A 21,922-nucleotide genomic window follows, 5' to 3' on the forward strand; every position below is an offset into this window, starting at 1 on the left:
CTGCCATGCCACGCAAAAAGCCCGAACCAGCAAAGACATCTGAACAAGACACCTGGAAAGAAGATGCATCGAAGCTGAGCTATGAGGAAGCCTTGCAGGCTGTTGATGTGCTGCTAGGGCAATTACAAGATGATTCCGTTCCATTAGCGGATTTACAAAAAAATTATGCTCGTGCCACGATCTACCTCGATCGCTGTGAGTTACTTCTCAGCCAAGTAGAGCAATCGGTTCGCCAGCTCGATCCGAATACCATGGAAGAGTGCACTGTCGACGTGAGCAACAATGAATAGATTCCTCCCATGGACTTACCTCTTGCTCGCCATCCTTGGAGCCATCCTTCCTTGGCAAGCGAATCTCGAATTCATGCACATGAATCCAGGCGGCGGATTTGACCTCCAGACGTTTATCCAAGATGCCAACATCAATGCAGCTTCCCGCTCATTAAGTAGGGATCTTTTGATTGCTGCATCAGCCTTCAGCATTTGGATCATCACAGAAGGGAGAAAGCTACAAATCAAGGGCTGGTGGATCACCTTGATCATAAGTTTCAGCATTTCCTTCGCATGCGGAGGTCCACTGTTTCTTTATTTAAGAGAACGTAAATTGATGGAGCTCATTTCAGAACAAGAACAAAAAATGAAAGGTTAAGCGTCGACATCTTCGGCCTTAATATCGATTGTGACGTCACTCGCTGGACGAGAATCATCAACGGCAGCTGCAGATGCAGCTCCCGTTGAAGCACCAGATTTTTTAGTGGGAAGCATCGATCCACAAGCAGGACATTGAGCGCCTGTTGTCATGGTGCTCAAGCCACAGGCCTCACACGTTCTTACACGGCTCTGCAGCACCTTCCAGCCGATCCACCCCAAACCACCGAGAATAAATGGTAAAGCAAGCAGTGTGATGAGCAGGCCTCCAGCTACATCCAGCAAGACACGGCCTGCTGCCGTAGGCAGCAACAACAGCCCTAACAGAAGCAACCAAAGGAGTGGAGGGAAGCGTCCCATCAATCAACACTCCAAACGAACGGTGCTCCCATAATCGCTGCTTTTTGGCATTCAGGCATGGCTGGATCTGTTCGGATCCCTGCCATGCCTAAAAGAAGCCTTAGCGAGCTCAACACTCCAACATTGACCAAAATAAATCACAACACCCACCATCCAAACCCACAGGGTGAGAACGAGAACACTGCCAATGACTCCATACGCCTGAAAACGTGCCCCCAGAGAGAGAATGCTACGACTCACCGCAAGATTAAGAACAGTAAGAAGAAAGCCGATCAATAACGATCCTGGTATGAGCGGCTTAAACGGAACTCTGCGGCTTGGAAGCAAAAATTGAAGAGAAAGGGCCGTCACCGAAAACCCGAGGAATGGAACCATCAACCGACCAAATTGCAAGACCGGGATATGAGAGAGGAAGCCACCAAACCAAGGAATCGCAACAGACAACTCGGATAAAGCAGCAGTAGGAATCATGCGGACATTGGCACTAAGTTGATCAAGAACAACCAAGAGGCCAATCAATATCACCACAAAAAAAGCTTCGAGCCTGATTCGAATAAACTGCACGGCTTGAAGCTTAAATGGCAGATTGCTTTGCTGGGGTACAATCACACCCTCCCAAAGCCTTGCAGAACCACGTTGCAACGTTAGATAAACATTACCAGCAGTGAGTAACAACACACCAGCACCTAACAATCCAGCTCCAAATCCCTGACGAACTAACTGCATTAGCGTGTTTTGCACAATCACTACCGCCGATGGCGGCAAAACACCGCTTGCATAGGCAATAATCTTGGTCTCTAATGCATCTTGCCGACCAAGAAACCACGAGGCAATTGACAAAGAAATGAGAAGGATCGGGAAGATCGATTGCAGCGTGTAATACGCAAATGCAGCACTCAGATCCACGCAATCGCACTTCGCCCAACGCAAACAGGCGCACCAAAGACTACGAACGAACCGACGCAGCCGGATTTGTTTAGCCATGGCAGCTGCTGGCACCAATCAAAACCAAAGTAACGCGAAAAAAGACACAAAAAAAGCCACCCCTTCAAGGGATGGCTTTCTTCGTTTGGAATGTTTTTACCTGGCATCGAGCTATTTTCTCAGGGGGCTACCCCCCAAATATCGTCGCCGCTGCTGCGTTTCACAACCGAGTTCGAGATGGATCGGAGTGGTTCCACAGCGCTATGGACACCAGGATAGAAAATTCCCAAGGTTTGATCCCTGAGAACTGCATAGCGTCATCACCTCAACTTTCGTCTTGATGATGCAATCTGGATTCAATAAAGTTGTTTCAAGGCAAGAACCAAGTGTTGGTCAAGCCCTCGGTCTATTAGTACTCCTCCGCTGCATCCATTACTGAACTTCGACGTAGAGCCTATCAACGGGTGTTCTTCCCGTGACCTTACTGGGTTACCCCATGGGAATACTCATCTTGAGGTGGGCTTCCCACTTAGATGCTTTCAGCGGTTATCCACTCCACACATGGCTACCCAGCGTTTACCGTTGGCACGATAACTGGTACACCAGAGGTGTGTTCCTCCCGGTCCTCTCGTACTAGGGAGAAATCCTCTCAATATTCCTACGCATACACCGGATATGGACCGAACTGTCTCACGACGTTCTGAACCCAGCTCGCGTACCGCTTTAATGGGCGAACAGCCCAACCCTTGGGACCGACTTCAGCCCCAGGTTGCGATGAGCCGACATCGAGGTGCCAAACCTCCCCGTCGATGTGAACTCTTGGGGGAGATCAGCCTGTTATCCCTAGAGTAACTTTTATCCGTTGAGCGACGGCCCTTCCACTCAGAACCGTCGGATCACTAAAGCCGACTTTCGTCCCTGTTCGACTTGTAGGTCTCACAGTCAAGCTTCCTTCTGCTTTTGCACTCGTCGGCTGATTTCCAACCAGCCTGAGGAAACCTTTGCGCGCCTCCGTTACCTTTTAGGAGGCGACCGCCCCAGTCAAACTGCCCACCTGATACTGTCCGCTCCCCGGATAACGGGTGAACGTTAGAACCCTAGCTCTGAAAGAGTGGTATCTCACCATTGACTCCCTAGCACCCACGAGCACTAGATCAACGTCTCCCACCTATCCTGCGCATTCAGAGCCCGGGCACAATACCAAGCTACAGTAAAGCTTCATAGGGTCTTTCTGTCCGGGTGTATGTAGTCCGCATCTTCACAGACAATTCTATTTCGCCGAGCCTCTCTCCGAGACAGCGCCCTGATCGTTACGCCTTTCGTGCGGGTCGGAACTTACCCGACAAGGAATTTCGCTACCTTAGGACCGTTATAGTTACGGCCGCCGTTCACCGGGGCTTCAGTCGCCAGCTTCGCTTACGCTGACCGGCTTCCTTAACCTTCCGGCACTGGGCAGGCGTCAGCCCCCATACATCGTCTTGCGACTTAGCGGAGACCTGTGTTTTTGGTAAACAGTCGCCAGGGCCTCTTCACTGCGACCACATTGCTGTGGCACCCCTTCTCCCGAAGTTACGGGGCCATTTTGCCGAGTTCCTTAGAGAGAGTTACCTCGCGCACCTCGGTATTCTCTACCACCCCACCTGTGTCGGTTTCGGGTACTGGCAGTTATGCCTTAACGGGTATAGAGCTTTTCTTGGAAGCATGACATCACCAACTTCGCTGCCGTAGCAGCTCGTACTCACGCCTCAGCTCGGATCGTTTTCGCCGATCCTCAACGCCTCGAACGCTTGAACCAGTAACCAACATCTGGCTTGGCTAGCCTTCTCCGTCCCTCTTCCCAAAACATAACCGGTACAGGAATGTTGACCTGTTATCCATCGACTACGCCTTTCGGCCTCGCCTTAGGTCCAGACTAACCCTCCGCGGACGAGCCTGCCGGAGGAACCCTTAGGGTTTCGGTGCATGGGATTCTCACCCATGTTTTCGCTACTCAAGCCGACATTCTCACTTCTATGCAGTCCACGCCCGCTCACGCTAACGCTTCGCCCCACATAGAACGCTCCCCTACCATAAATCCGCAGCTTCGGTACAACACTTAGCCCCATTCATTTTCGGCGCAGGATCGCTCGACCAGTGAGCTATTACGCACTCCTTTGAGGATGGCTGCTTCTAGGCAAACCTCCTGGTTGTCTGGGCAATCCCACCTCCTTTATCACTTAGTGTTGATTTGGGGACCTTAGCTGGCGGTCTGGGCTGTTTCCCTCTCGACCATGGAGCTTATCCCCCACAGTCTGACTGCCTCGCTACACACAGGGTATTCAGAGTTCATCTCGATTTGGTACCGCTCTCGCAGCCCGCACCGAAATGGTGGCTTTACCCCCCTGCTGGAGCACGAGACGCTACGCCTCAACGTATTTCGGGGAGAACCAGCTAGCTCCGGGTTCGATTGGCATTTCACCCCTAACCACAGCTCATCCGCTGATTTTTCAACATCAGTCGGTTCGGACCTCCACTTGGTATCACCCAAGCTTCATCCTGGCCATGGTTAGATCACCCGGGTTCGGGTCTATAAACACTGACAAACGCCCTATTCAGACTCGCTTTCGCTATGGCTCCACCATTTCCGGTTTAACCCGCCAGTGCCTATAAGTCGCCGGCTCATTCTTCAACAGGCACACGGTCACCCTATAAGTAGGGCTCCCATTGCTTGTAGGCTCACGGTTTCATGTTCTATTTCACTCCCCTCCCGGGGTTCTTTTCACCTTTCCCTCGCGGTACTGTTTCGCTATCGGTCACACAGGAGTACTTAGCCTTACGAGGTGGTCCTCGCTGATTCACACGGAATTCCACGTGCTCCGTGCTACTCGGGATACAGCTAGGTCAGTTCAGTTTTCGTGTACGGGGCTTTCACCCTCTGTGGCGTGTCTTTCAAACACTTCCACTAACATTCCTGATCCACATTGCTGTCCCACAACCCCAATGGTCGAAACCATTGGTTTAGGCTCTTCCCCGTTCGCTCGCCGCTACTTAGGGAGTCGTTTTTACTTTCCTTTCCTCCAGCTACTAAGATGTTTCAGTTCGCTGGGTTGGCTCGCGCCAGCCTATAGATTCAGCTGGCCGTTCTAGGGGTTGCCCCATTCGGAAATTCCCGGATCAAAGCGTGTTTCCAGCTCCCCGAGACTTATCGCAGGTAACCACGTCCTTCATCGCCTCTGTGTGCCAAGGTATCCGCCGTGAGCCCTTTGTAGCTTGACCAATGTATCTCCAACACGCTTGCTGTCGTTGAAACAGATTCTTCTAATTTCCACAAGTAGAAATTAAAATCAAACTCTCAAATGCTCGACACATTTGAAAGAACATGCTGGAGTCTCGGCTCTTGCTCTTAGAATTAACATCATCCTAAAGTGAATCAACACTCAAGAATGATGCATCTATGAGATGCTTTATTCTTTCCAGACTTACTATGCAGTTGTCAAGGTTCGGCCAGACATCAAAACAATGCATTGATCTCTCAATCCATTGCATCGAGCCCAGCATCCTATCAATCAAATCATGGAACAATGTCCATGCCTAAAATGACAAGAAGCTAGGATCATCTAGCGGACACATCTAAATCACAATCCATACGAGTTCATACTCCAGGTTTTGGAGATGGGGATTCATTGCAGTCAGTGGAGGTTAGGAGACTCGAACTCCTGACATCCTGCTTGCAAAGCAGGCGCTCTACCAACTGAGCTAAACCCCCTACACCGAATGGGCCATCCTGGACTTGAACCAGGGACCTCACCCTTATCAGGGGTGCGCTCTAACCACCTGAGCTAATGGCCCAGGAGTCTCATCCCTAATGGGTTGTGAACTAGACAAAGTTTAGGAACTAAAAATCTCCACTAAGCAGTCATCCATTGCTGGAACTCTTAGCTTCAAAGTTGAGGTACCGATCGACCTAAGGTGACAGGATTTTGGCCTAAGAATAAAGAACTCAGACATCAAAATCGTTGTTTGTCTCCCTGTTAGGAGGTGATCCAGCCGCACCTTCCGGTACGGCTACCTTGTTACGACTTCACCCCAGTCATCAGCCCCACCTTCGACGTCCTCCTCCACAAGGGTTGGAGTAACGGCTTCGGGCGTGGCCAACTTCCATGGTGTGACGGGCGGTGTGTACAAGGCCCGGGAACGTATTCACCGCAGTATGCTGACCTGCGATTACTAGCGATTCCTCCTTCACGTAGGCGAGTTGCAGCCTACGATCTGAACTGAGCCACGGTTTATGGGATTTGCTTGTCCTCGCGAACTTGCTGCCCTTTGTCCGTAGCATTGTAGTACGTGTGTAGCCCAGGATGTAAGGGGCATGATGACTTGACGTCATCCACACCTTCCTCCGGTTTATCACCGGCGGTCTCTCTAGAGTGCCCAACTAAATGCTGGCAACTAAAGACGTGGGTTGCGCTCGTTGCGGGACTTAACCCAACATCTCACGACACGAGCTGACGACAGCCATGCACCACCTGTCACTGCGCTCCCGAAGGCACTCTCAAGTTTCCAAGAGATTCGCAGGATGTCAAACCCTGGTAAGGTTCTTCGCGTTGCATCGAATTAAACCACATACTCCACCGCTTGTGCGGGCCCCCGTCAATTCCTTTGAGTTTCACACTTGCGTGCGTACTCCCCAGGCGGAACACTTAACGCGTTGGCTACGACACCGGAGGGGTCGATTCCCCCGACACCTAGTGTTCATCGTTTACGGCCAGGACTACAGGGGTATCTAATCCCTTTCGCTCCCCTGGCTTTCGTCCATGAGCGTCAGTGATGGCCCAGCAGAGCGCCTTCGCCACTGGTGTTCTTCCCGATATCTACGCATTTCACCGCTACACCGGGAATTCCCTCTGCCCCTACCACACTCAAGCCCAACAGTTTCCACTGCCATGATGGAGTTAAGCTCCACTTTTTAACAGCAGACTTGTAGGGCCGCCTGCGGACGCTTTACGCCCAATAATTCCGGATAACGCTTGCCACTCCCGTATTACCGCGGCTGCTGGCACGGAATTAGCCGTGGCTTATTCATCAAGTACCGTCAGATCTTCTTCCTTGATAAAAGAGGTTTACAGCCCAGAGGCCTTCATCCCTCACGCGGCGTTGCTCCGTCAGGCTTTCGCCCATTGCGGAAAATTCCCCACTGCTGCCTCCCGTAGGAGTCTGGGCCGTGTCTCAGTCCCAGTGTGGCTGATCATCCTCTCAGACCAGCTACTGATCGATGCCTTGGTGAGCTCTTACCTCACCAACTAGCTAATCAGACGCGGGCTCATCCTCAGGCGAAATTCATTTCACCTCTCGGCATATGGGGTATTAGCGGCCGTTTCCAACCGTTATCCCCCTCCTGAGGGCAGATTCCCACGCGTTACTCACCCGTCCGCCACTAACCCGAAGGTTCGTTCGACTTGCATGTGTTAAGCACGCCGCCAGCGTTCATCCTGAGCCAGGATCAAACTCTCCGTTGTAGATCAATCCCTTTTGGTTCTCACCTCAGATTGACTTGCTTCACCCACAATCTCAGCACTGGCGTACTGGTTGCAGTTGTCGCCCCCTTCCTCTGACAGAAGGATTCACAAGAGTGCAAATTTAGAATCTCTTCCTCGTTTGACTTTCCAGGATCTCAGATCCGGTCGTTGCTCCACATTGCGCACACCGACAACTCAACGGTTCGTGAAAACCTTCAAGTTGTAAGCACAATGCTTCTCTGCAACTAAAATGTTGTTGACGGGACCTCACACCTTTATCGCAATATCATTTAGTTCCCATTAAAACCTCGCGGCTTTAACTCAAACTAAACGCGATAAAAGCGTCAGTTCCTAAACTTTTCAATTGTCCAGGTTCTGGCTTTGCGTTCCCTTTCAGAAACGGTCGGCCTGCGGTCTCGCGACCGCCTGTGAAACTTACAACATCGTGGGATCTCTCCCCCAACCTCGTAAGCACCCGCTGAACACTTCAAGCTTTCGCTCTTTGCGTCCCTCGGCTGCGCCTCGGAGTGTGACTCCCCCGCGCAGTCCAAAAACATAACCCACCGCGCACCCTCATTGCAACCTTTCGGGAAAAGCAACCGCAGAGCTCAACTCTTCAGCAGAAGCTCTCCCCAAGGCGCCAAACGTTCCAGCTGCTTCTGAGAGCCAGCAGCCACCACAGGGAAGCCCATCTCTGAGAGATCCCAGCCTGGTTCCAAATGAGCCGGATGAGGACCGAGCCAAATCAAGGGGCAGCCCAGTTCAGTGAGTACGAGCCAAGCTGCGGCTAAGTCCCAAATTTTGGGAGTGGCCTCGAGCGCACCAGCGGTTTGACCCATCGCCACACTCACCAAATTGAGGCTTGCAACACCCAAAAGACGTATTTTTCCTGGAAAGGACTGGTTTGGCCTTTTCTGGAGAACGCGAATCGATCGACTGCAAAGCGATATACAAGAACTTCCAGCCGCAACCCTGATATCGGGGGTCAACCGTTTTTGATTTCTCCAAGCCCCTTGTCCTCGAATCGCAACGATCCTTTGGCGCAAGGAAGGGATATCGAGAAACGCCTCTGAAGGCTCACCATTCACGAATCTGGCAATCGAAATAGCCCAGTAAGGAATCCCAGCCGCGAAATTGGTGGTGCCATCCAACGGATCCACCACCCAGTACGCCTGGCTCGACGGACACTCCTGACTTCCCTCTTCACTGAGCACACCCTCACCAGGGGCTATTTCGGCTAGTCCCTGAACAAAGACAGCATCACTCCATCTATCACAGGCTGTGATCAAGCTTCCATCAGGTTTGACATCGGACACGATGTGGCCAAAGTCATTGCGCTGACGTTCTGCAACTTGATCAAGTAAGAGATGCACTCGCTCGAGTTGCTGAGGAGTAAGCGGGTCAGGCACCCTGCTCAGCTCTGAAACACAGGAACTGGTGCTTCGCAAGGAGGACGATTGGGTTGCGGCTCGATGGGGACATTAATATCTGCCTGTGGTGGCTTTGTAGCAGGCAAATTGAGGGCTGGACATGCCAACACTTGATCAAGTCCGGTGCGACGGCGCAATTCAGCGATACTGACGTTGTAAGCGTTAATTGCATCGGCGTAACGGACCTGAGCTTCCGTTAAATCACGCTGAGTTTCCACAACCTCACGTTGTGTCGTTACACCAGCTTGAAATCGTAAACGAGCAATTCTCAACGACTCAGCAGCGGTTAGAACCTCACTAGTGGAGGTATGAATGTTCTGGGACGCTCTGCGAAGATTGAAGAAACTATCTTCAACTTCTGAACGAATGCTATCGCGCTCAGAAGCAAAATTGTATTTGCTCTCTTCGGCACGCTGCTTACGTTGACGGTATTGAGCGCGGGCACGCCCACCATCAAAAATGTTCCAGGTAGCACTTAAACCAACGGCATTGTTGTAATTCCAGTTGTAATCATCCAGATCAATCGAGCCCGATCGGTTGGACTGCCCCTGGATCCTAGTTGTATCAAAACTATTAAAAATGCTCAGTACTGGCTGCACAGCAGCGAGAGCAGCATTGGCGTTGCTGTTGTTGATTGAGATATCCAGGATGAACTGATCTAACTCTTCCCTAAACGCATAGGCAGCGATGATGCTTTCTTGCAGTGATGGTTGCCAAGTGCCGAGCACACGAGATGGATCCGCGGCTGTGGGAGTGACATCCTGTGGAAGATCCAGAAGTGAAGCTAATCCTCGGCGAGCACGGGATTGAGCAGCTAAACCATTGGTGAGCTGCAATCGGTCTCTCGAAAGCTGCGTTTGCGCTTCCAATACTTCGAGTTTGTTAGCGACTCCAGCTTGGTATCGAGCACGGGCTTCACTCAAACTCACGAGCGAAGCGCGAACCGACTGTTGACCGATGCGTACTTGTTCGTCCTGACGCTGGAGCTCAAAATAACTTGTTGAGGCCTGAAGCCTCAGATCTCTCAACGCGATGAGGTAAGCATCACTTGCCTTCTCAAAGCTGTCGCGTGCTGACGCTATTTGGGGAACACGTGCAGGATCGATCAGATTCCACTGCACTTGAGCAGAGAACGTGGCAGACCAGCGCTTTGTATAGGTATTAGGGTCACGTCCCGAAAATGGTTCTCCTGTCAGAGGATTTTGCTGATTAAATGTAGTGAGAAAATCGGGATTGCTATATCGTTCACCCTCCAGATATTGCGGCAATCCATTCGCAGTCAGGTTCACTGTGGGATACCAAAGCGCTATCGCAGCACGCAGTGCGGACTTGGCCTGTTCAACCTGACTTGCGGCAGCCTTCAAGCCGGGGTTATTCACTTCAACTAAGCGCTCCACCTCTTGCAGGGTTAAGGGGCGGAGTTCGCGGATCGTGACCTGAGAGGGAAGGTCGGGTAAGGCAAGACTGTCGGGTGATGACAGCGCTTTCAAATCATCAGGAAGGGTGGTTGCCGCGGGTGGCAATACCGATGGATCGGCCTTGGGACGAGGCCCTTTGATGTCGATGGCATTCGGCAGAGTCGACTGATCCATCAAGAACGACTCGGAGGAGTCGGACACGCCCTCAGCGTTCTGAGCAAGTGCAGAGGTCGCTGCAAAAACAGGTAGACAACCTGCAACTAGAGCAATATGAGCGGCTGTCCGAAGCACAACAAAACTGGAACTGAGTTGAGTTTAAGTGCTTTTTTCGATGGAACCGAGTGCTAAGGCCACGATCTCAGCTGCTCCATGCACGATTCGGATCGGAACCGGCAAAATCTGCCGAATTTGATTCAACGTCATGTCGTCCAAAAACACCGGATCGCCTTGGCGGAGCATGACGGAAGGCAGCAAAAGCTGATCACCCAGGTCTTGATCAATCAAGCCATCAAGGAGGTCTTGTCCTGTCAGCAAGCCCGTGACGACCTGATCTTGGCCCCAGTAAGGACTTGGGAGGCCATGCAAGGTCAGTTGAACTCCCTCCACCGCGTTGAGCCTCTTGAGCACTGGTTCAAGAGCGGTTTCAACCAAACGTCCCACCACCCAACTACTTCTCACAGGTTTCTCAACAGAGTGGGGGAGGTTGGTGGTTGCCTCATCCAAAGACGCAAGAAACGCTCGAATACTGCCAACGCCATTTTCCTGCTGAGGGAAATCTTCGTAGCTCGCACGCGAGGGCAACGACAAACCAGCCATCAAATACCACTCGTCTGAAAGCCAGACAAAGCTGCTATCAAGTTTGGCCTGAAACTCCTTCTGAATAGGTTCCACCGCGGCAATCACCTGTCTTGCATCCCTTGGGCTAACCGCACGTAAGCCATCGGAGGAAGGCCTGAACCGGGTCAGGCCAACAGGAACAACTGCCACTGAGAGCACTGCCGGCCACTGACCGCCGGCAAATTGAGCCAAATCCTGGATGGTGCGCAGCAACGCCGCTCCATCGTTTTGATCAGGGCACACCACCACCTGCGCGTGGATCTGCAGATCGCGTTCGGCAAACCAGGTCAATTGCTGCATGAGCTGACCGGCTCGTGGATTCTGCAAAAGGTTCGAGCGCAGCTCGGGGTCAGTGGCATGGACAGAAACAAATAAAGGCGACAGCCGCTGTTGTTCAATCCTCTGCCAATCGGACTCGCTTAAATTTGTAAGTGTTAAATAAGAGCCATAGAGAAAGCTCAAGCGATAGTCATCGTCCTTGAGATAGAGGCTGCTGCGGTGACCAGGTGGTTGCTGATCGATGAAGCAGAAGGCACAAGCATTGCTGCATTGCCGCAATCCATCGAACAGGGCTTCTGTGAATACCAGCCCAAGTCCATCGTCCTCATCCTTTTCCAGATCCACCTGGTGAAGCTCCCCTGCTGCATCGCGAATCTCTAAATGCAGCTCTTCCTCAACGATCAAATAGCGGTAATCGATCAGATCTCGGGGACGAACACCATTAATGCTCAACAACTGATCTCCAGGCTCAAAGCCAAGGTCCTCACCGATCGATCCCGGTTCCACCGATGCCACAACGGCGGGTGCGGGCTGGCGTGAGGCACGATCCGGATCAAGAGCCGCAACAGCCACACCTGCAGAAGGTTCATTCCACACAGGGCTGACGCTCAACTTCGTTCAGTTTGATGCCGAACCAGACCACCAGACCAAAAGGAGCACACCAAAGAGCAACCTGTACACCACAAAAATCCTGGTGCTGTGACTCTGGAGATATTTAATCAGCCAGTCGATCGCCAGCCAGGACACCACTGCGGCAGAACAGATCCCCACAAAAACAGGCAACACCCCTCCCGCGCTGGGGGCTGAGAATGCGTCCTTCAATTCCACCAATCCTGCGATCGTGATGGCGGGAATCCCTAACAAAAACGAGAAGCGAGCCGCATCCGCCCGCTTCCATCCATCAAAGAGTGCTGCCGTGAGGGTGCTTCCGGAACGAGAGACACCCGGGATCAATGACAGAACTTGAGCCAGACCAACCACAAGTCCGTCCCGTCCATCCACCTGATTGAGCTGCTTCAGTCGCGGCCCGAGCAGTTCAGCGAACCCCAACAGAAGCGCCATCACAATTGAGACCACAGCAATGGCCGGGACACTTCGCAATGGGGAGGTGGCGTAACCAGGCCAAAACAACTTGATGCACAAACCGGCAATCAAGATGGGCAGGGTACCGATCACCATCGCAACCCCAAGCCGCGCCTCAGGTTCACGCCATTGACCGCGGCGGAACGCTCCACTGATGCCTTTGAGCACTCCCGCCAAATCAGCACGGAAATAGGCAATCACAGCAAGGATGCTGCCTAGTTGAATCACGGCGGTCACCGAGACGCCAGGGTCACCCCATCCGGCAAGGACAGGAACAACTTTGAGGTGGGCCGTGCTGCTGATCGGCAAAAACTCTGTGAGCCCCTGCACGACACCGAGCACAAAATCACGCCAACAAGCTTCCAGCAGTCCAGGATCTGGCGTCAAAGCGCTCTTGATGAAGGCAGTACGACTATGAGCGACTCCGTGCAAAGCCGCACGTGTTTAGGACGACGAGGTAGACGACGTTTTCATCATTCTTAGCCGCCAGATCCCGACATCGGGTTCAAATCTTCTAATCTTCGAGTCCTTTAGTGACCTCATTCGGGGAAGCCCTTTTGCTGAGTGGTCTGATTCAGACGCCAACATCGGAGACGAAGGCCCTGGTGATGTCCCAGGTTCCAACGTTTTCGTTTCCTCGCTCGCTGTCCTTATGGGCTTCAGCATTGGTTGTTCTGCCTGTCTTTCTTCAGGCGCCCTGGGTACGCTTTCACCCGGTTAGTTCTTGTGTGTTCACCGCAGTTCTCCTGACAACAGGGATCGTGGCGGTTCAGGTTGGCACTAGGTCTTGGAAGGAATTCGGCCCCCTGCTGGTGGGATTCAGTGGGAGTTGGCTGGCTGGCACCCTGTTTTGGGGATGGTTGCGCACGCATCCGGTGTTGCATTTACCCGTTGAGGCCATTGCCTTACCTCTAGCCGTTGGAGGTCTTAACAGTCGCTGGAAGCTGAGTTGTTCCTTTTACCTCGCTTCACTCCTTGGCACAGCTATCACAGACATCACCATGGCTCTGACCGGGGTGATGTCGTTTTGGCCAGAGGTTGTTAAAGCCACCTCCAACGAAGCCCCCCATCTTCTCAATGAGGCGGCAAAGCAGGTTTTGCAACCGACTTCGTTCTTGATTCTCGTTTCAGCCGCAGGGCTGGTCCTCTGGTTGGCAAAGCAGTTTTGGACGCAAGCAGCCAGGTCTTCAAAGCATCAAGAAGCGTGGAGGATTGCAGCTGCGGTTCTCTCCACCACCCTCTTGATTGATGCTTTATTTCTGGTGCTGTCCCTCTCAGTCCCAAGCCTGAGCGGTCTGATCTGAAACGAACTGCGAACGCCTGACTGTGCTGAGGTAGCAAAAGGGGTCTGCACTTGTAAGGTTTCCGTACCGGCGCTGCCGGAAGTTCAGTTCCGAATCCCGACGGAGAATTTAGATGAAGCGCCTGTTGTCCTGGCTGACGGGCTTGGTTGTGATCGGTGGCCTATTGATAGGCCTTCTCGTTCCCCCCAGTGTTTCTGCAGCTGAGATTAGAAATGTCGCAGACGACAAACTCGCCGAACGCGGCGACAAGGTTGATTTAAATAATTCCTCAGTGCGTCGCTTTCAGCAATTCCCTGGGATGTATCCCACTTTCGCAGGAAAGATTGTTTTGGGAGGTCCTTACGAGAACGTCGATGACGTTCTGAAACTCGACCTCTCAGAGCGTCAGAAAGAGTTGTTCGAAAAATACCGCGACAATTTCGTGGTCACAGCTCCATCGATTGCGCTCAACGAGGGCTTCGATCGCATCAACGACGGTCAGTACCGTTGACTTTGATCCAAGCTTGAACCGCCAGTACTCCTGGCGGTTTTTGCTCCCATGAGCAGCAGCAACGCAACCTCTATCGAACCGATTGCGCCTGGACCCTGGGATGTGATCGTGGTTGGCGCCGGTGCTGCCGGACTAATGACATGCTTGGAGCTGCCACCGGGCCTACGGGTCCTGCTCCTCAATCGAAACACGAGCAGGCGATCGTCGAGTCGCTGGGCTCAGGGAGGGATTGCAGCAGTCACCCGTTCCAACGACAACGCTGGAAGCCACGGCGAAGACACAGTGCGGGCAGGAGCTGGGCTGTGTGATGGCGATGCCGTGCGCCTTCTGGTAGATCAAGCCCCGCACAGCGTGCTCAGACTGCAAGAGCTCGGCATGGAGTTTGATCGCAACCCGGATGGGTCACTGGCGACCACCCTCGAGGCGGCACATAGTCATCGAAGGGTTCTCCATGTACAGGACCGCACAGGCAAAGCCTTGGTGGATGTCTTGAGAGAACGCGTGGATGCTCGTCCTGGTTTGCAGCATCGCCGAGGCGTGCGGGTGACCCAGCTCTGGGTGCAAAACAATCGCTGCTGTGGAGTCCAGGTCCTCGAAGGCCCCAGACTTCACTGGATTCCTGCCCGCGCCGTGGTGTTAGCCACCGGAGGTGGAGGCCACCTTTACGCCAATACCACCAACCCAGCACAAGCCTGCGGGGAAGGTGTTGCACTGGCCTGGCAAGCCGGAGCCGCAATCGAAGATCTGGAATTCATTCAGTTCCATCCCACAGCCCTCAAACTTGAACATGCACCTTGCTTCTTAATCTCTGAAGCCGTCCGCGGCGAGGGGGCTCTACTTGTCGACGCCTTTGGACAAAGCCCCGTCCATGAACTGGAAGGGAAAGACTTAGCCTCAAGAGATCAGGTCAGTCGTGCTCTGGTTCGTCGCATGCAGGCGCAAGGGGTCGCTCACATGGGACTAGACCTCACCCCCATCAACACTGAGACCTTGCTGCGGCGGTTCCCCACCATCTTGGAACGCTGCCACGACTTGGGCATCAACCCAGAGAACCAGCCGATTCCCGTGGCTCCAGCAGCCCACTATTGGATGGGAGGTGTCGCCACCGACTTGCAAGCTGCTACCAGCCTTCCTGGCCTTTACGCCGTTGGAGAAGTGGCCTGCACCGGTCTGCATGGAGCCAATCGACTTGCCAGCAACTCATTGATGGAATGCCTTGTATTCGCAAGGCAACTGCGTGACATCGACCTTGGCAATCCACTTTCTAAAACAACGACAGAAGAACGACGATCAGAAGCAACATCAGACAACGCTCATAGTCATGGACCATTCAGCAAACAGGAACTCACGCAATCCATCCATTGGCTGAGATCGGAATGCTGGCGCGTTGCAGGCGTGGATCGTTCAGCCCACGGCATGCAAGACGTATTGCAAACACTGCAGAAAGCCACGCCAATCCTTGAAGCGATGACGCCTCTCAAGCTCATGCAACAGCAACATCCTGGACAGCGAACCCTACTGAATGAAAACAGGCGAGCGGAGCTGAACCTGATGTTGGATCTCCTGCATCGCCAGCAATCAAGTTCTTTGCTGTTGGAAGCTTGTTTGTTCAGGAAAGAAAGCAGGGGCGGACATTTCCGTAATGACACCCCAGCTCCCATGCCTCAATGGTGCCGCCATAGCCGCCAAGTCAAGGGCCAAACCACCGGGACGAGAGCCGTGACTTCTTAAAGTCTGGATCTTGTATTCAGAAGTCCTTCGGCCCCTGATATCCAGAAAGACGGGCAAGGTCAGGAAGTTTTTTCACCCCAGAATCGAGCTCGCCGTTGATCTCCCAGGTGGGGAATCCTTCAATCCCCTTGCTTTGACAAAGCTTGGCGTCGTTGTTTTGACCTGTTGGGGCACACTCAACAACCTTGAGGGTTTTGGCAGCTTCCTTACCAAACATCTCCTTCTGCTCATGGCAATGGGGGCACCAATAGGCGCTATACATCACCGCTCCAGAAGCCGTGAGGTGTTCGGCAAGAGAGATTTTTGCTGGGTTGCTTTCCGTGAGCACCGGCGGAGGTGCGCCTGGGCCTGTAGCTACGGCATCTGGACGTTCAGGATCCACAACTGAAGCCCAAATCAGGCCACCAAGCAACACGCCCAGCGCAAGAAGGAAACCCCGAAACAACAGTTGAGAGGGGTCATCCCAACCTCCTCCAGCCAACGACAAGACCAATAAAGCTAGGGAGAGAACCGCCGAAAGAACGCAGAAAAAGCAGAAGGCCTGGATCTTGATCACCATCAGACCCACAAGCACCAGGCTGAACACAGTCATGACGAGTGAGACCGTAAACAAGCCCCACCAGGTGCGACGCGACAGGTCTGCTTTGTTTTCTGACAACCCCGGGAGCAAGGGCACAACCGCCATGACCAGAACGGCGAGATACGCGATCAAGCCTGAAAAGGAGAGGGGAATGCTGAAGCCATCCCCCTGAAACAACGTGCCCCAAGGACTATTCAGAACCTTGTCACAACCACCCGCACCCATCGGACAGGTGAGATCCCCAAGCACTCCCCAAAACTTGAGAGTGATCGAGCCCGTATCGATGACGCCGACCGTGGCCAAAACGGCCATGACAATCCGAACCCATTTCGAGCCTTGGTCCTGCCGGCGTCGGCTGGTGAGACGCTGAGTTGCCATTGAGGCCGATCAATTACCCATGATTTTGGCAGCAAAGCGTGAGCAATTCAGCGTTTACGCATGGCTGTCATCCGTTCATCCGCTCCTAAACTGGGGGATTGCAGGGTCATGCCATGGCCGGGGACGCCAAAACAGGCAACAGCCTCTCAGAACGGCCAACGGTGGCCTTCGCCCATCTGGGCTGCGAAAAAAATCGCGTGGATACGGAGCACATGCTCGGACTTCTCGCTGAAGCCGGCTATGGGGTCAGCAGCGATGAAAACAATGCCAGCCTTGTGGTGGTCAATACCTGCAGCTTCATTCAAGACGCCCGCGAAGAATCAGTACGAACCCTCGTGGGACTTGCAGAGCAAGGCAAGGAGCTGATCATTGCTGGATGCCTGGCCCAGCATTTTCAGGACGAGCTTCTGGAATCGATACCAGAAGCAAAAGCGATCGTGGGCACCGGCGACTATCAACACATCGTGGAGGTGCTGCAGCAGGTAGAAGCGGGCGAACGCGTAAATCGCGTGAGTCAAACGCCAACCTTTGTGGCCGACGAAAACCTGCCCCGCTATCGCACCACAGGGGAAGCCGTTGCCTATTTAAAAGTTGCTGAAGGCTGCGACTACCGCTGCGCGTTTTGCATCATTCCCCATCTCCGCGGAAATCAACGCTCAAGAACGATCGAATCGATCGTGGCTGAAGCCCATCAGTTGGCAGAACAAGGGGTTCAGGAATTGATCCTGATCAGTCAGATCACCACCAATTACGGCCTAGACCTCTATGGCAAGCCCCGTCTTGCCGATCTCCTCAAGGCACTCGGCGATGTGGAAATCCCCTGGATTCGTGTGCACTACGCCTACCCCACGGGGCTTACCCCTGACGTTCTTGCGGCCTACCGAGATGTTCCCAATGTGCTGCCGTATCTCGATTTACCCCTTCAGCACAGCCATCCTGAGGTGCTGCGAGCCATGAATCGGCCTTGGCAAGCAGATGTCAATGAGCGATTGCTCGATCAGATTCGTGAACAGCTACCGAATGCAATCCTTCGCACCACATTGATTGTGGGATTCCCCGGCGAAACAGAGGCCCAATTCGAACATCTGGCCGGCTTCTTAGAACGTCAACGCTTTGATCACGTTGGCATTTTCACCTTCTCGCCAGAAGATGGAACGGCTGCGGCAACACTTCCTGATTCAGTCCCTGATGAGATTGCCATCGCACGCAAAGACAAGTTGATGACGTTGCAACAGCCCATTTCGGCAGCTCGCAATGCCTCCTGGATTGGCAGAACCGTGGATGTCTTAGTGGAGCAACACAATCCTTCCACCGGTGAAATGATTGGCCGATGCGCCCGCTTCGCTCCAGAAGTGGACGGAGAAGTGCTCGTACAACCCGGTGATAACGGACTACAAGTGAATCCGGGAACAATGGTGCCCGTTCAGATCACAGGAGCAGACATCTACGACCTCTCCGGCAGAGTCGTGAGCGCTGCTCACATGGTCGCCGCCGCTCGCGCTGCGACGTGAATAGAAGCCCCAGCTGGCATCAACGTCAACGCACAATTTTTCTTGTTGCCTCGGGTGTAAGCACCGCTGGATCTTTTGCAGGTCTCACCGCCAAGGGCTGGATCTTGATGAGCGGCACCGACAACGCCATGTTGCTTGCCCTTCATTTTGCTGCTCTCTCTCTCCCGACGCTTGTGGTGAGTGGTCCTGCTGGAGTTCGCACCGATCGAATTGGCTGCGAGCAGGTACTGGTTCAGGCGCAGTGGGCACTCCTCGGGGCAGGGCTTCTTGCAGCCCTATCCATTCCTCTTTTGGACGGATCCGCCCAGGTTGCAGTGCTGCTCGCCAGCACACTGCTGATGGGGATTGCCGGTGCCTACGAACTCACGGCCCGCAATAAATACTGCGCGCTGCTTGTGGACGATCCGCGCACCTTGGCGCCCTATCTCGCCAGTTTTTCAGTGGTCTTCAATGTTGGGAAATTGGTCGGTCCTCCCCTGGGGGGGTGGCTTGTGGCATTAACTGGGCCCGCTACGGCTCTCAGCCTCGATGCCCTCACCTATCTCTTGCCGATTGCCAGCGTGATCTGGCTGCTGAAGCCAAACAGATCCATCGAACAACTAAGCAGCACGAGAGATTCGGCCACTCTCAACTCAGCTTGGAAAGACTGCGGACCCGTTTTGCGGCATGTGCTGAAGTTCACAGCCCTGATTTGCATGGTTGGGTTCTTTCACCCAGGTCTGGCTCCTCTGATTGCCGCAGACACCCTCGGGCCAACCCCTCAAGATCTTGGACTTTTCACCAGTGTGCTGGCGGCTGGAAGCATCACTGGTGGGATCGTCTTGCAACGGAACAGCCACAAATTCAGCAGCCGTCCTGGTCTCACTTTGGGTTGTTTTGGGTTGATTACAGCAGTCGCTCAACTGGGGATGGCCAGCAGCCAATGGATCCCAATCGTGCTTCTGATGGTTTGGCTCATTGGCGCTGGAACCGCTGGATTACTGAGTAGCGCCAATTTGATCACCCAGGTTGGCTCAAAGCAGGTGCTGAGAGGGCGGATGGCCGGATTAAGCCAAATCGCGTTTTTGGGAGGTGGGGGCTTGAGTGGCTTGATCGCAGCTCAGCTCACGATCACCCTTGGACTCCAAGCAACATTTGCGATTGCAGGAGGAGTAGGCCTGATTCTCTCCTTGGGAGAAATCTGGCGTCGCGGTGGAATGCCAATGAACGAAATCAAATCAGCTTGATGCCGCGCAGGATGGTGCTGAAGGCAAAAGCTGCAACCAAACCGGCACCGACAAGACCCAAATAGATAACGAAGCCCATAACAGACACAGATTGCAGCATCCATTAGATCAGAAACACTGCCGAGAAACGTGCAAACACGCTTAAGCTTGTGCTCATCGAAATCTACGGATTAATAACCGGTCTGCATTGAGGGTTGGCCGGCTTCCCCGAACGCTTAGCTCTCCCGATACCACCATGCGCACTCTTTTCGTCTACCCCCAATTCCCCAAGACGTTCTGGAGTTACGAAAAAATTCTGGAGCTGGTGAACCGAAAGGTATTGCTACCGCCTTTAGGCCTGGTCACCGTTGCAGCCCTCCTTCCCCAGGAATGGGAGATGAAGTTGGTCGATCGCAACGTGCGCGAGGTCACCGCTGCCGAATGGGATTGGGCAGAGCTGGTGGTGATCTCGGGAATGATCGTCCAGAAGGACGACATGCAAGAGCAGATCAACGAAGCAAAGCGCCGTGGAATTCCTGTGGCTGTAGGAGGGCCTTACGCCAGCTCCACGCCTGATGCGCCGGAAATCGAGGACGCCGATTTCAAAATCTTGGACGAGGGGGAAATCACCCTGCCCTTGTTTATCGAGGCCATTCAGAGGGGTGATCGCAGCGGTCGGTTCAGCGCAGAGGGAGACAAACCTGATGTGACATCCACCCCGATTCCCCGCTTTGACCTGCTGCAGCTCGAAGCCTATGACTCCATGAGCGTTCAGTTTTCGCGAGGCTGCCCGTTTAATTGCGAATTTTGCGACATCATCGTTCTCTACGGGCGCAAACCCCGCACCAAAACACCCGAACAGCTGATTTCTGAATTGCAATCGCTTTACGACCTCGGATGGCGGCGCTCGATCTTCCTCGTAGACGACAATTTCATCGGAAATAAGCGCAACGCAAAGCTTTTACTTCCGGAAATCAAAACCTGGCAAGAAGATCGAGGCTACCCATTTAGTTTTGCCACTGAGGCCTCAGTCGATCTCGCGGACGACGACGAAATGATGCGGATGATGCACGAGGCTCGCTTTGAAAGCGTGTTTCTGGGAATTGAAACTCCAGACGAAGCTAGTTTAGAAACCGCGAGAAAAGTTCAAAACACTCGCAATCCCCTTGATGCTGCTGTTGACCGTATTACGGCAAACGGTATTCGGGTCATGGCTGGATTCATCATTGGTTTTGACGGAGAAAAGGATGGTGCTGGCTTACGGATCGTTGATTTCGTAACCCGTACAGGCATCCCTGCAGCAATGATGGGCATGCTTCAAGCCCTTCCCAACACAGCCCTTTGGCATCGTCTCGAAAAAGAAGGTCGCCTGATTCAAGACGAATCAGACGCCAAGGGTGTGAACCAAACGAATTTGCTTAATTTCAAACCTACCCGGCCCATTCGTGACATCGCCAATGAATATGTTGACGCTTTTTGTACGCTCTATGAACCCAATGCCTACATGGACCGGGTTTACTCCTATTACTTAAAGATGGGAGCTCCACGCTGGAAAGGCACCAGCAAATTACCAACTTGGACTGATATCAGGGCGCTCTCAATCGTGATCTGGCGCCAAGGGCTTAAACGCAACACGCGCGGGCGCTTCTGGCGCTATCTATTTGGCATGGCACGTCAAAATCCAGCCATGCTTGAACAGTTCATTGTTGTTCTTGCACACAACGAGCATTTCATGGAATACAGAGCGATTGTGCAACAGGAAATCCGTGAGCAGTTGGAATCGTTGCCACCAGAAGAACCCAGCAACTCGCGCGAACTGCAGCCTGTTTGAAGGATTAATCCTGAATGTACGTGCTTCCGTCCCGCAGGCACTGTTCGGCTTTCTGAAGTTCCCGACCCAAATAGAACGCATGGTCTAAACGGCTGAGGGGAAGATTTCCTTCCCCTTCGCATAAGGCGATCCCGACCTCTTTTGCAGTGCGCCCACGCAACACGGCCGAAGGCGTTCTGGGTCCACCTTGACGGCAAGCAATCACTTCTCCGGAATCCGGATCCCGTGCAAGACCTTGCTCATCAATCGTGTTGCCATAGTGCTCAACAACCAATTCAGCCGCAGCAGCATCCACTCGAATCAAGAAATAACCAAGCGGGTCCAAAGCTATAAACCGCTGCGACAACTGATCATCCAGCTGAGCACACGCATTTAGATCTATGGCGGTGTTGATCTGGTTCAATCTGGCTGCAAGGCTC

General features: G+C 53.2%; 17 protein-coding genes, 2 tRNA genes and 3 rRNA genes. 8 read left to right on the forward strand and 14 right to left on the reverse strand.

Annotation, left to right across the window (positions count from 1 at the left end):
* Window positions 1-5: 5 nt before the first annotated feature.
* Both xseB and SIC18_RS01010 read left to right on the forward strand, forming a co-directional pair.
* The gene (gene xseB, locus SIC18_RS01005) at window positions 6-290 is read left to right on the forward strand and encodes an exodeoxyribonuclease VII small subunit (RefSeq protein ID WP_048347302.1); all 285 of its coding nucleotides are present in this window, start codon (window positions 6-8) and stop codon (window positions 288-290) included.
* Complete coding sequence (locus tag SIC18_RS01010; protein WP_413429945.1) at window positions 283-648, forward strand: DUF2834 domain-containing protein; 366 nt, start codon at window positions 283-285, stop codon at window positions 646-648. Before xseB ends, SIC18_RS01010 begins: the two co-directional genes overlap by 8 nt.
* Here SIC18_RS01010 and SIC18_RS01015 read toward each other — a convergent pair.
* The 11 genes from SIC18_RS01015 to SIC18_RS01065 form a co-directional block, all read right to left on the reverse strand.
* The gene (locus tag SIC18_RS01015) at window positions 645-1,007 is read right to left on the reverse strand and encodes a hypothetical protein (protein WP_413429946.1); all 363 of its coding nucleotides are present in this window, start codon (window positions 1,005-1,007) and stop codon (window positions 645-647) included. The genes SIC18_RS01010 and SIC18_RS01015 overlap by 4 nt on opposite strands.
* Before the next feature lie 51 nt (window positions 1,008-1,058).
* On the reverse strand, window positions 1,059-1,991 hold the full coding sequence (locus SIC18_RS01020; protein WP_250395578.1) for a YihY/virulence factor BrkB family protein: 933 nt from the start codon (window positions 1,989-1,991) through the stop codon (window positions 1,059-1,061).
* Between the two features lie 98 nt (window positions 1,992-2,089).
* Window positions 2,090-2,206, reverse strand: a 5S ribosomal RNA gene (gene rrf / locus SIC18_RS01025).
* Window positions 2,207-2,320: 114 nt separating this feature from the next.
* Window positions 2,321-5,186: ribosomal RNA gene (locus tag SIC18_RS01030) — 23S ribosomal RNA — on the reverse strand.
* A 417-nt stretch (window positions 5,187-5,603) separates the two neighbouring features.
* A tRNA-Ala gene (locus SIC18_RS01035) sits at window positions 5,604-5,676 on the reverse strand.
* 9 nt (window positions 5,677-5,685) lie between these two features.
* Window positions 5,686-5,759 (reverse strand) — tRNA-Ile (locus SIC18_RS01040).
* Between the two features lie 182 nt (window positions 5,760-5,941).
* Window positions 5,942-7,426, reverse strand: a 16S ribosomal RNA gene (locus tag SIC18_RS01045).
* The 16S, 23S and 5S rRNA genes sit together here with 2 tRNA genes alongside, the layout of an rRNA operon.
* Before the next feature lie 608 nt (window positions 7,427-8,034).
* On the reverse strand, window positions 8,035-8,835 hold the full coding sequence (locus SIC18_RS01050) for an inositol monophosphatase family protein (RefSeq protein ID WP_084764098.1): 801 nt from the start codon (window positions 8,833-8,835) through the stop codon (window positions 8,035-8,037).
* 5 nt (window positions 8,836-8,840) lie between these two features.
* Complete coding sequence (locus SIC18_RS01055; RefSeq protein ID WP_413430476.1) at window positions 8,841-10,448, reverse strand: TolC family protein; 1,608 nt, start codon at window positions 10,446-10,448, stop codon at window positions 8,841-8,843.
* Between the two features lie 141 nt (window positions 10,449-10,589).
* Window positions 10,590-11,987, reverse strand: a complete 1,398-nt coding sequence (locus SIC18_RS01060) for a TIGR03279 family radical SAM protein (protein WP_413430477.1) — start codon at window positions 11,985-11,987, stop codon at window positions 10,590-10,592.
* A 21-nt stretch (window positions 11,988-12,008) separates the two neighbouring features.
* Entirely contained in the window at window positions 12,009-12,860 is an 852-nt protein-coding gene (locus SIC18_RS01065) for an undecaprenyl-diphosphate phosphatase (protein WP_250395311.1), read from the reverse strand.
* 170 nt (window positions 12,861-13,030) lie between these two features.
* Here SIC18_RS01065 and SIC18_RS01070 point away from each other — a divergent pair, with 170 nt between their 5' ends.
* The 3 genes from SIC18_RS01070 (at window position 13,031) to nadB (ending at window position 15,998) form a co-directional block, all read left to right on the forward strand.
* The gene (locus SIC18_RS01070) at window positions 13,031-13,777 is read left to right on the forward strand and encodes a DUF3120 domain-containing protein (protein ID WP_413430478.1); all 747 of its coding nucleotides are present in this window, start codon (window positions 13,031-13,033) and stop codon (window positions 13,775-13,777) included.
* Between the two features lie 112 nt (window positions 13,778-13,889).
* Window positions 13,890-14,267, forward strand: coding sequence for a photosystem II complex extrinsic protein PsbU (gene psbU, locus SIC18_RS01075; protein WP_048347308.1), 378 nt, complete (start codon window positions 13,890-13,892; stop codon window positions 14,265-14,267).
* Between the two features lie 48 nt (window positions 14,268-14,315).
* On the forward strand, window positions 14,316-15,998 hold the full coding sequence (gene nadB / locus SIC18_RS01080; protein WP_048347309.1) for an L-aspartate oxidase: 1,683 nt from the start codon (window positions 14,316-14,318) through the stop codon (window positions 15,996-15,998).
* A gap of 16 nt (window positions 15,999-16,014) precedes the next feature.
* Here the strand turns inward: nadB and SIC18_RS01085 are convergent, their stop codons facing one another.
* On the reverse strand, window positions 16,015-16,956 hold the full coding sequence (locus SIC18_RS01085) for a vitamin K epoxide reductase family protein (RefSeq protein ID WP_048347310.1): 942 nt from the start codon (window positions 16,954-16,956) through the stop codon (window positions 16,015-16,017).
* Window positions 16,957-17,069: 113 nt separating this feature from the next.
* Here SIC18_RS01085 and rimO point away from each other — a divergent pair, with 113 nt between their 5' ends.
* Together rimO and SIC18_RS01095 are read left to right on the forward strand one after the other, a co-directional pair.
* Window positions 17,070-18,467 (forward strand): 30S ribosomal protein S12 methylthiotransferase RimO, encoded by a 1,398-nt coding sequence (gene rimO / locus SIC18_RS01090; protein WP_250395309.1) that lies wholly within the window; start codon window positions 17,070-17,072, stop codon window positions 18,465-18,467.
* Window positions 18,464-19,693 carry an MFS transporter gene (locus SIC18_RS01095; protein ID WP_048347312.1) on the forward strand — a complete coding sequence of 410 codons (1,230 nt, stop codon included), beginning with the start codon at window positions 18,464-18,466 and terminating at the stop codon, window positions 19,691-19,693. The genes rimO and SIC18_RS01095 overlap by 4 nt, the downstream gene beginning before the upstream one ends.
* Here SIC18_RS01095 and SIC18_RS01100 read toward each other — a convergent pair.
* Complete coding sequence (locus tag SIC18_RS01100) at window positions 19,680-19,793, reverse strand: hypothetical protein (protein WP_048347313.1); 114 nt, start codon at window positions 19,791-19,793, stop codon at window positions 19,680-19,682. The two genes, SIC18_RS01095 and SIC18_RS01100, sit on opposite strands and share 14 nt — an antisense overlap.
* 135 nt (window positions 19,794-19,928) lie before the next feature.
* Between SIC18_RS01100 and SIC18_RS01105 the strand changes: the two genes are divergently transcribed.
* On the forward strand, window positions 19,929-21,503 hold the full coding sequence (locus SIC18_RS01105; protein ID WP_048348337.1) for a B12-binding domain-containing radical SAM protein: 1,575 nt from the start codon (window positions 19,929-19,931) through the stop codon (window positions 21,501-21,503).
* Window positions 21,504-21,507: 4 nt separating this feature from the next.
* Here SIC18_RS01105 and SIC18_RS01110 read toward each other — a convergent pair whose 3' ends face one another.
* On the reverse strand, window positions 21,508-21,906 hold the full coding sequence (locus SIC18_RS01110) for a DUF4346 domain-containing protein (RefSeq protein ID WP_048347314.1): 399 nt from the start codon (window positions 21,904-21,906) through the stop codon (window positions 21,508-21,510).
* Window positions 21,907-21,922: the final 16 nt, after the last annotated feature.

Source organism: Synechococcus sp. Cu2B8-bc1011, assembly GCF_047302735.1.
Lineage (GTDB): Bacteria > Cyanobacteriota > Cyanobacteriia > PCC-6307 > Cyanobiaceae > Synechococcus_C.

What these genes read in the sequence shown, in the direction of transcription:
- xseB (WP_048347302.1), top strand. Translation starts at nt 6, where the DNA reads ATGCCACGCAAAAAGCCCGAACCAGCAAAGACATCTGAACAAGACACC.
- SIC18_RS01010 (WP_413429945.1), top strand. Translation starts at nt 283, where the DNA reads ATGAATAGATTCCTCCCATGGACTTACCTCTTGCTCGCCATCCTTGGA.
- SIC18_RS01015 (WP_413429946.1), bottom strand. Translation starts at nt 1,007, where the DNA reads ATGGGACGCTTCCCTCCACTCCTTTGGTTGCTTCTGTTAGGGCTGTTG.
- SIC18_RS01020 (WP_250395578.1), bottom strand. Translation starts at nt 1,991, where the DNA reads ATGGCTAAACAAATCCGGCTGCGTCGGTTCGTTCGTAGTCTTTGGTGC.
- SIC18_RS01055 (WP_413430476.1), bottom strand. Translation starts at nt 10,448, where the DNA reads ATGGATCAGTCGACTCTGCCGAATGCCATCGACATCAAAGGGCCTCGT.
- psbU (WP_048347308.1), top strand. Translation starts at nt 13,890, where the DNA reads ATGAAGCGCCTGTTGTCCTGGCTGACGGGCTTGGTTGTGATCGGTGGC.
- nadB (WP_048347309.1), top strand. Translation starts at nt 14,316, where the DNA reads ATGAGCAGCAGCAACGCAACCTCTATCGAACCGATTGCGCCTGGACCC.
- SIC18_RS01085 (WP_048347310.1), bottom strand. Translation starts at nt 16,956, where the DNA reads ATGGCAACTCAGCGTCTCACCAGCCGACGCCGGCAGGACCAAGGCTCG.
- rimO (WP_250395309.1), top strand. Translation starts at nt 17,070, where the DNA reads ATGGCCGGGGACGCCAAAACAGGCAACAGCCTCTCAGAACGGCCAACG.
- SIC18_RS01100 (WP_048347313.1), bottom strand. Translation starts at nt 19,793, where the DNA reads ATGCTGCAATCTGTGTCTGTTATGGGCTTCGTTATCTATTTGGGTCTT.
- SIC18_RS01105 (WP_048348337.1), top strand. Translation starts at nt 19,929, where the DNA reads ATGCGCACTCTTTTCGTCTACCCCCAATTCCCCAAGACGTTCTGGAGT.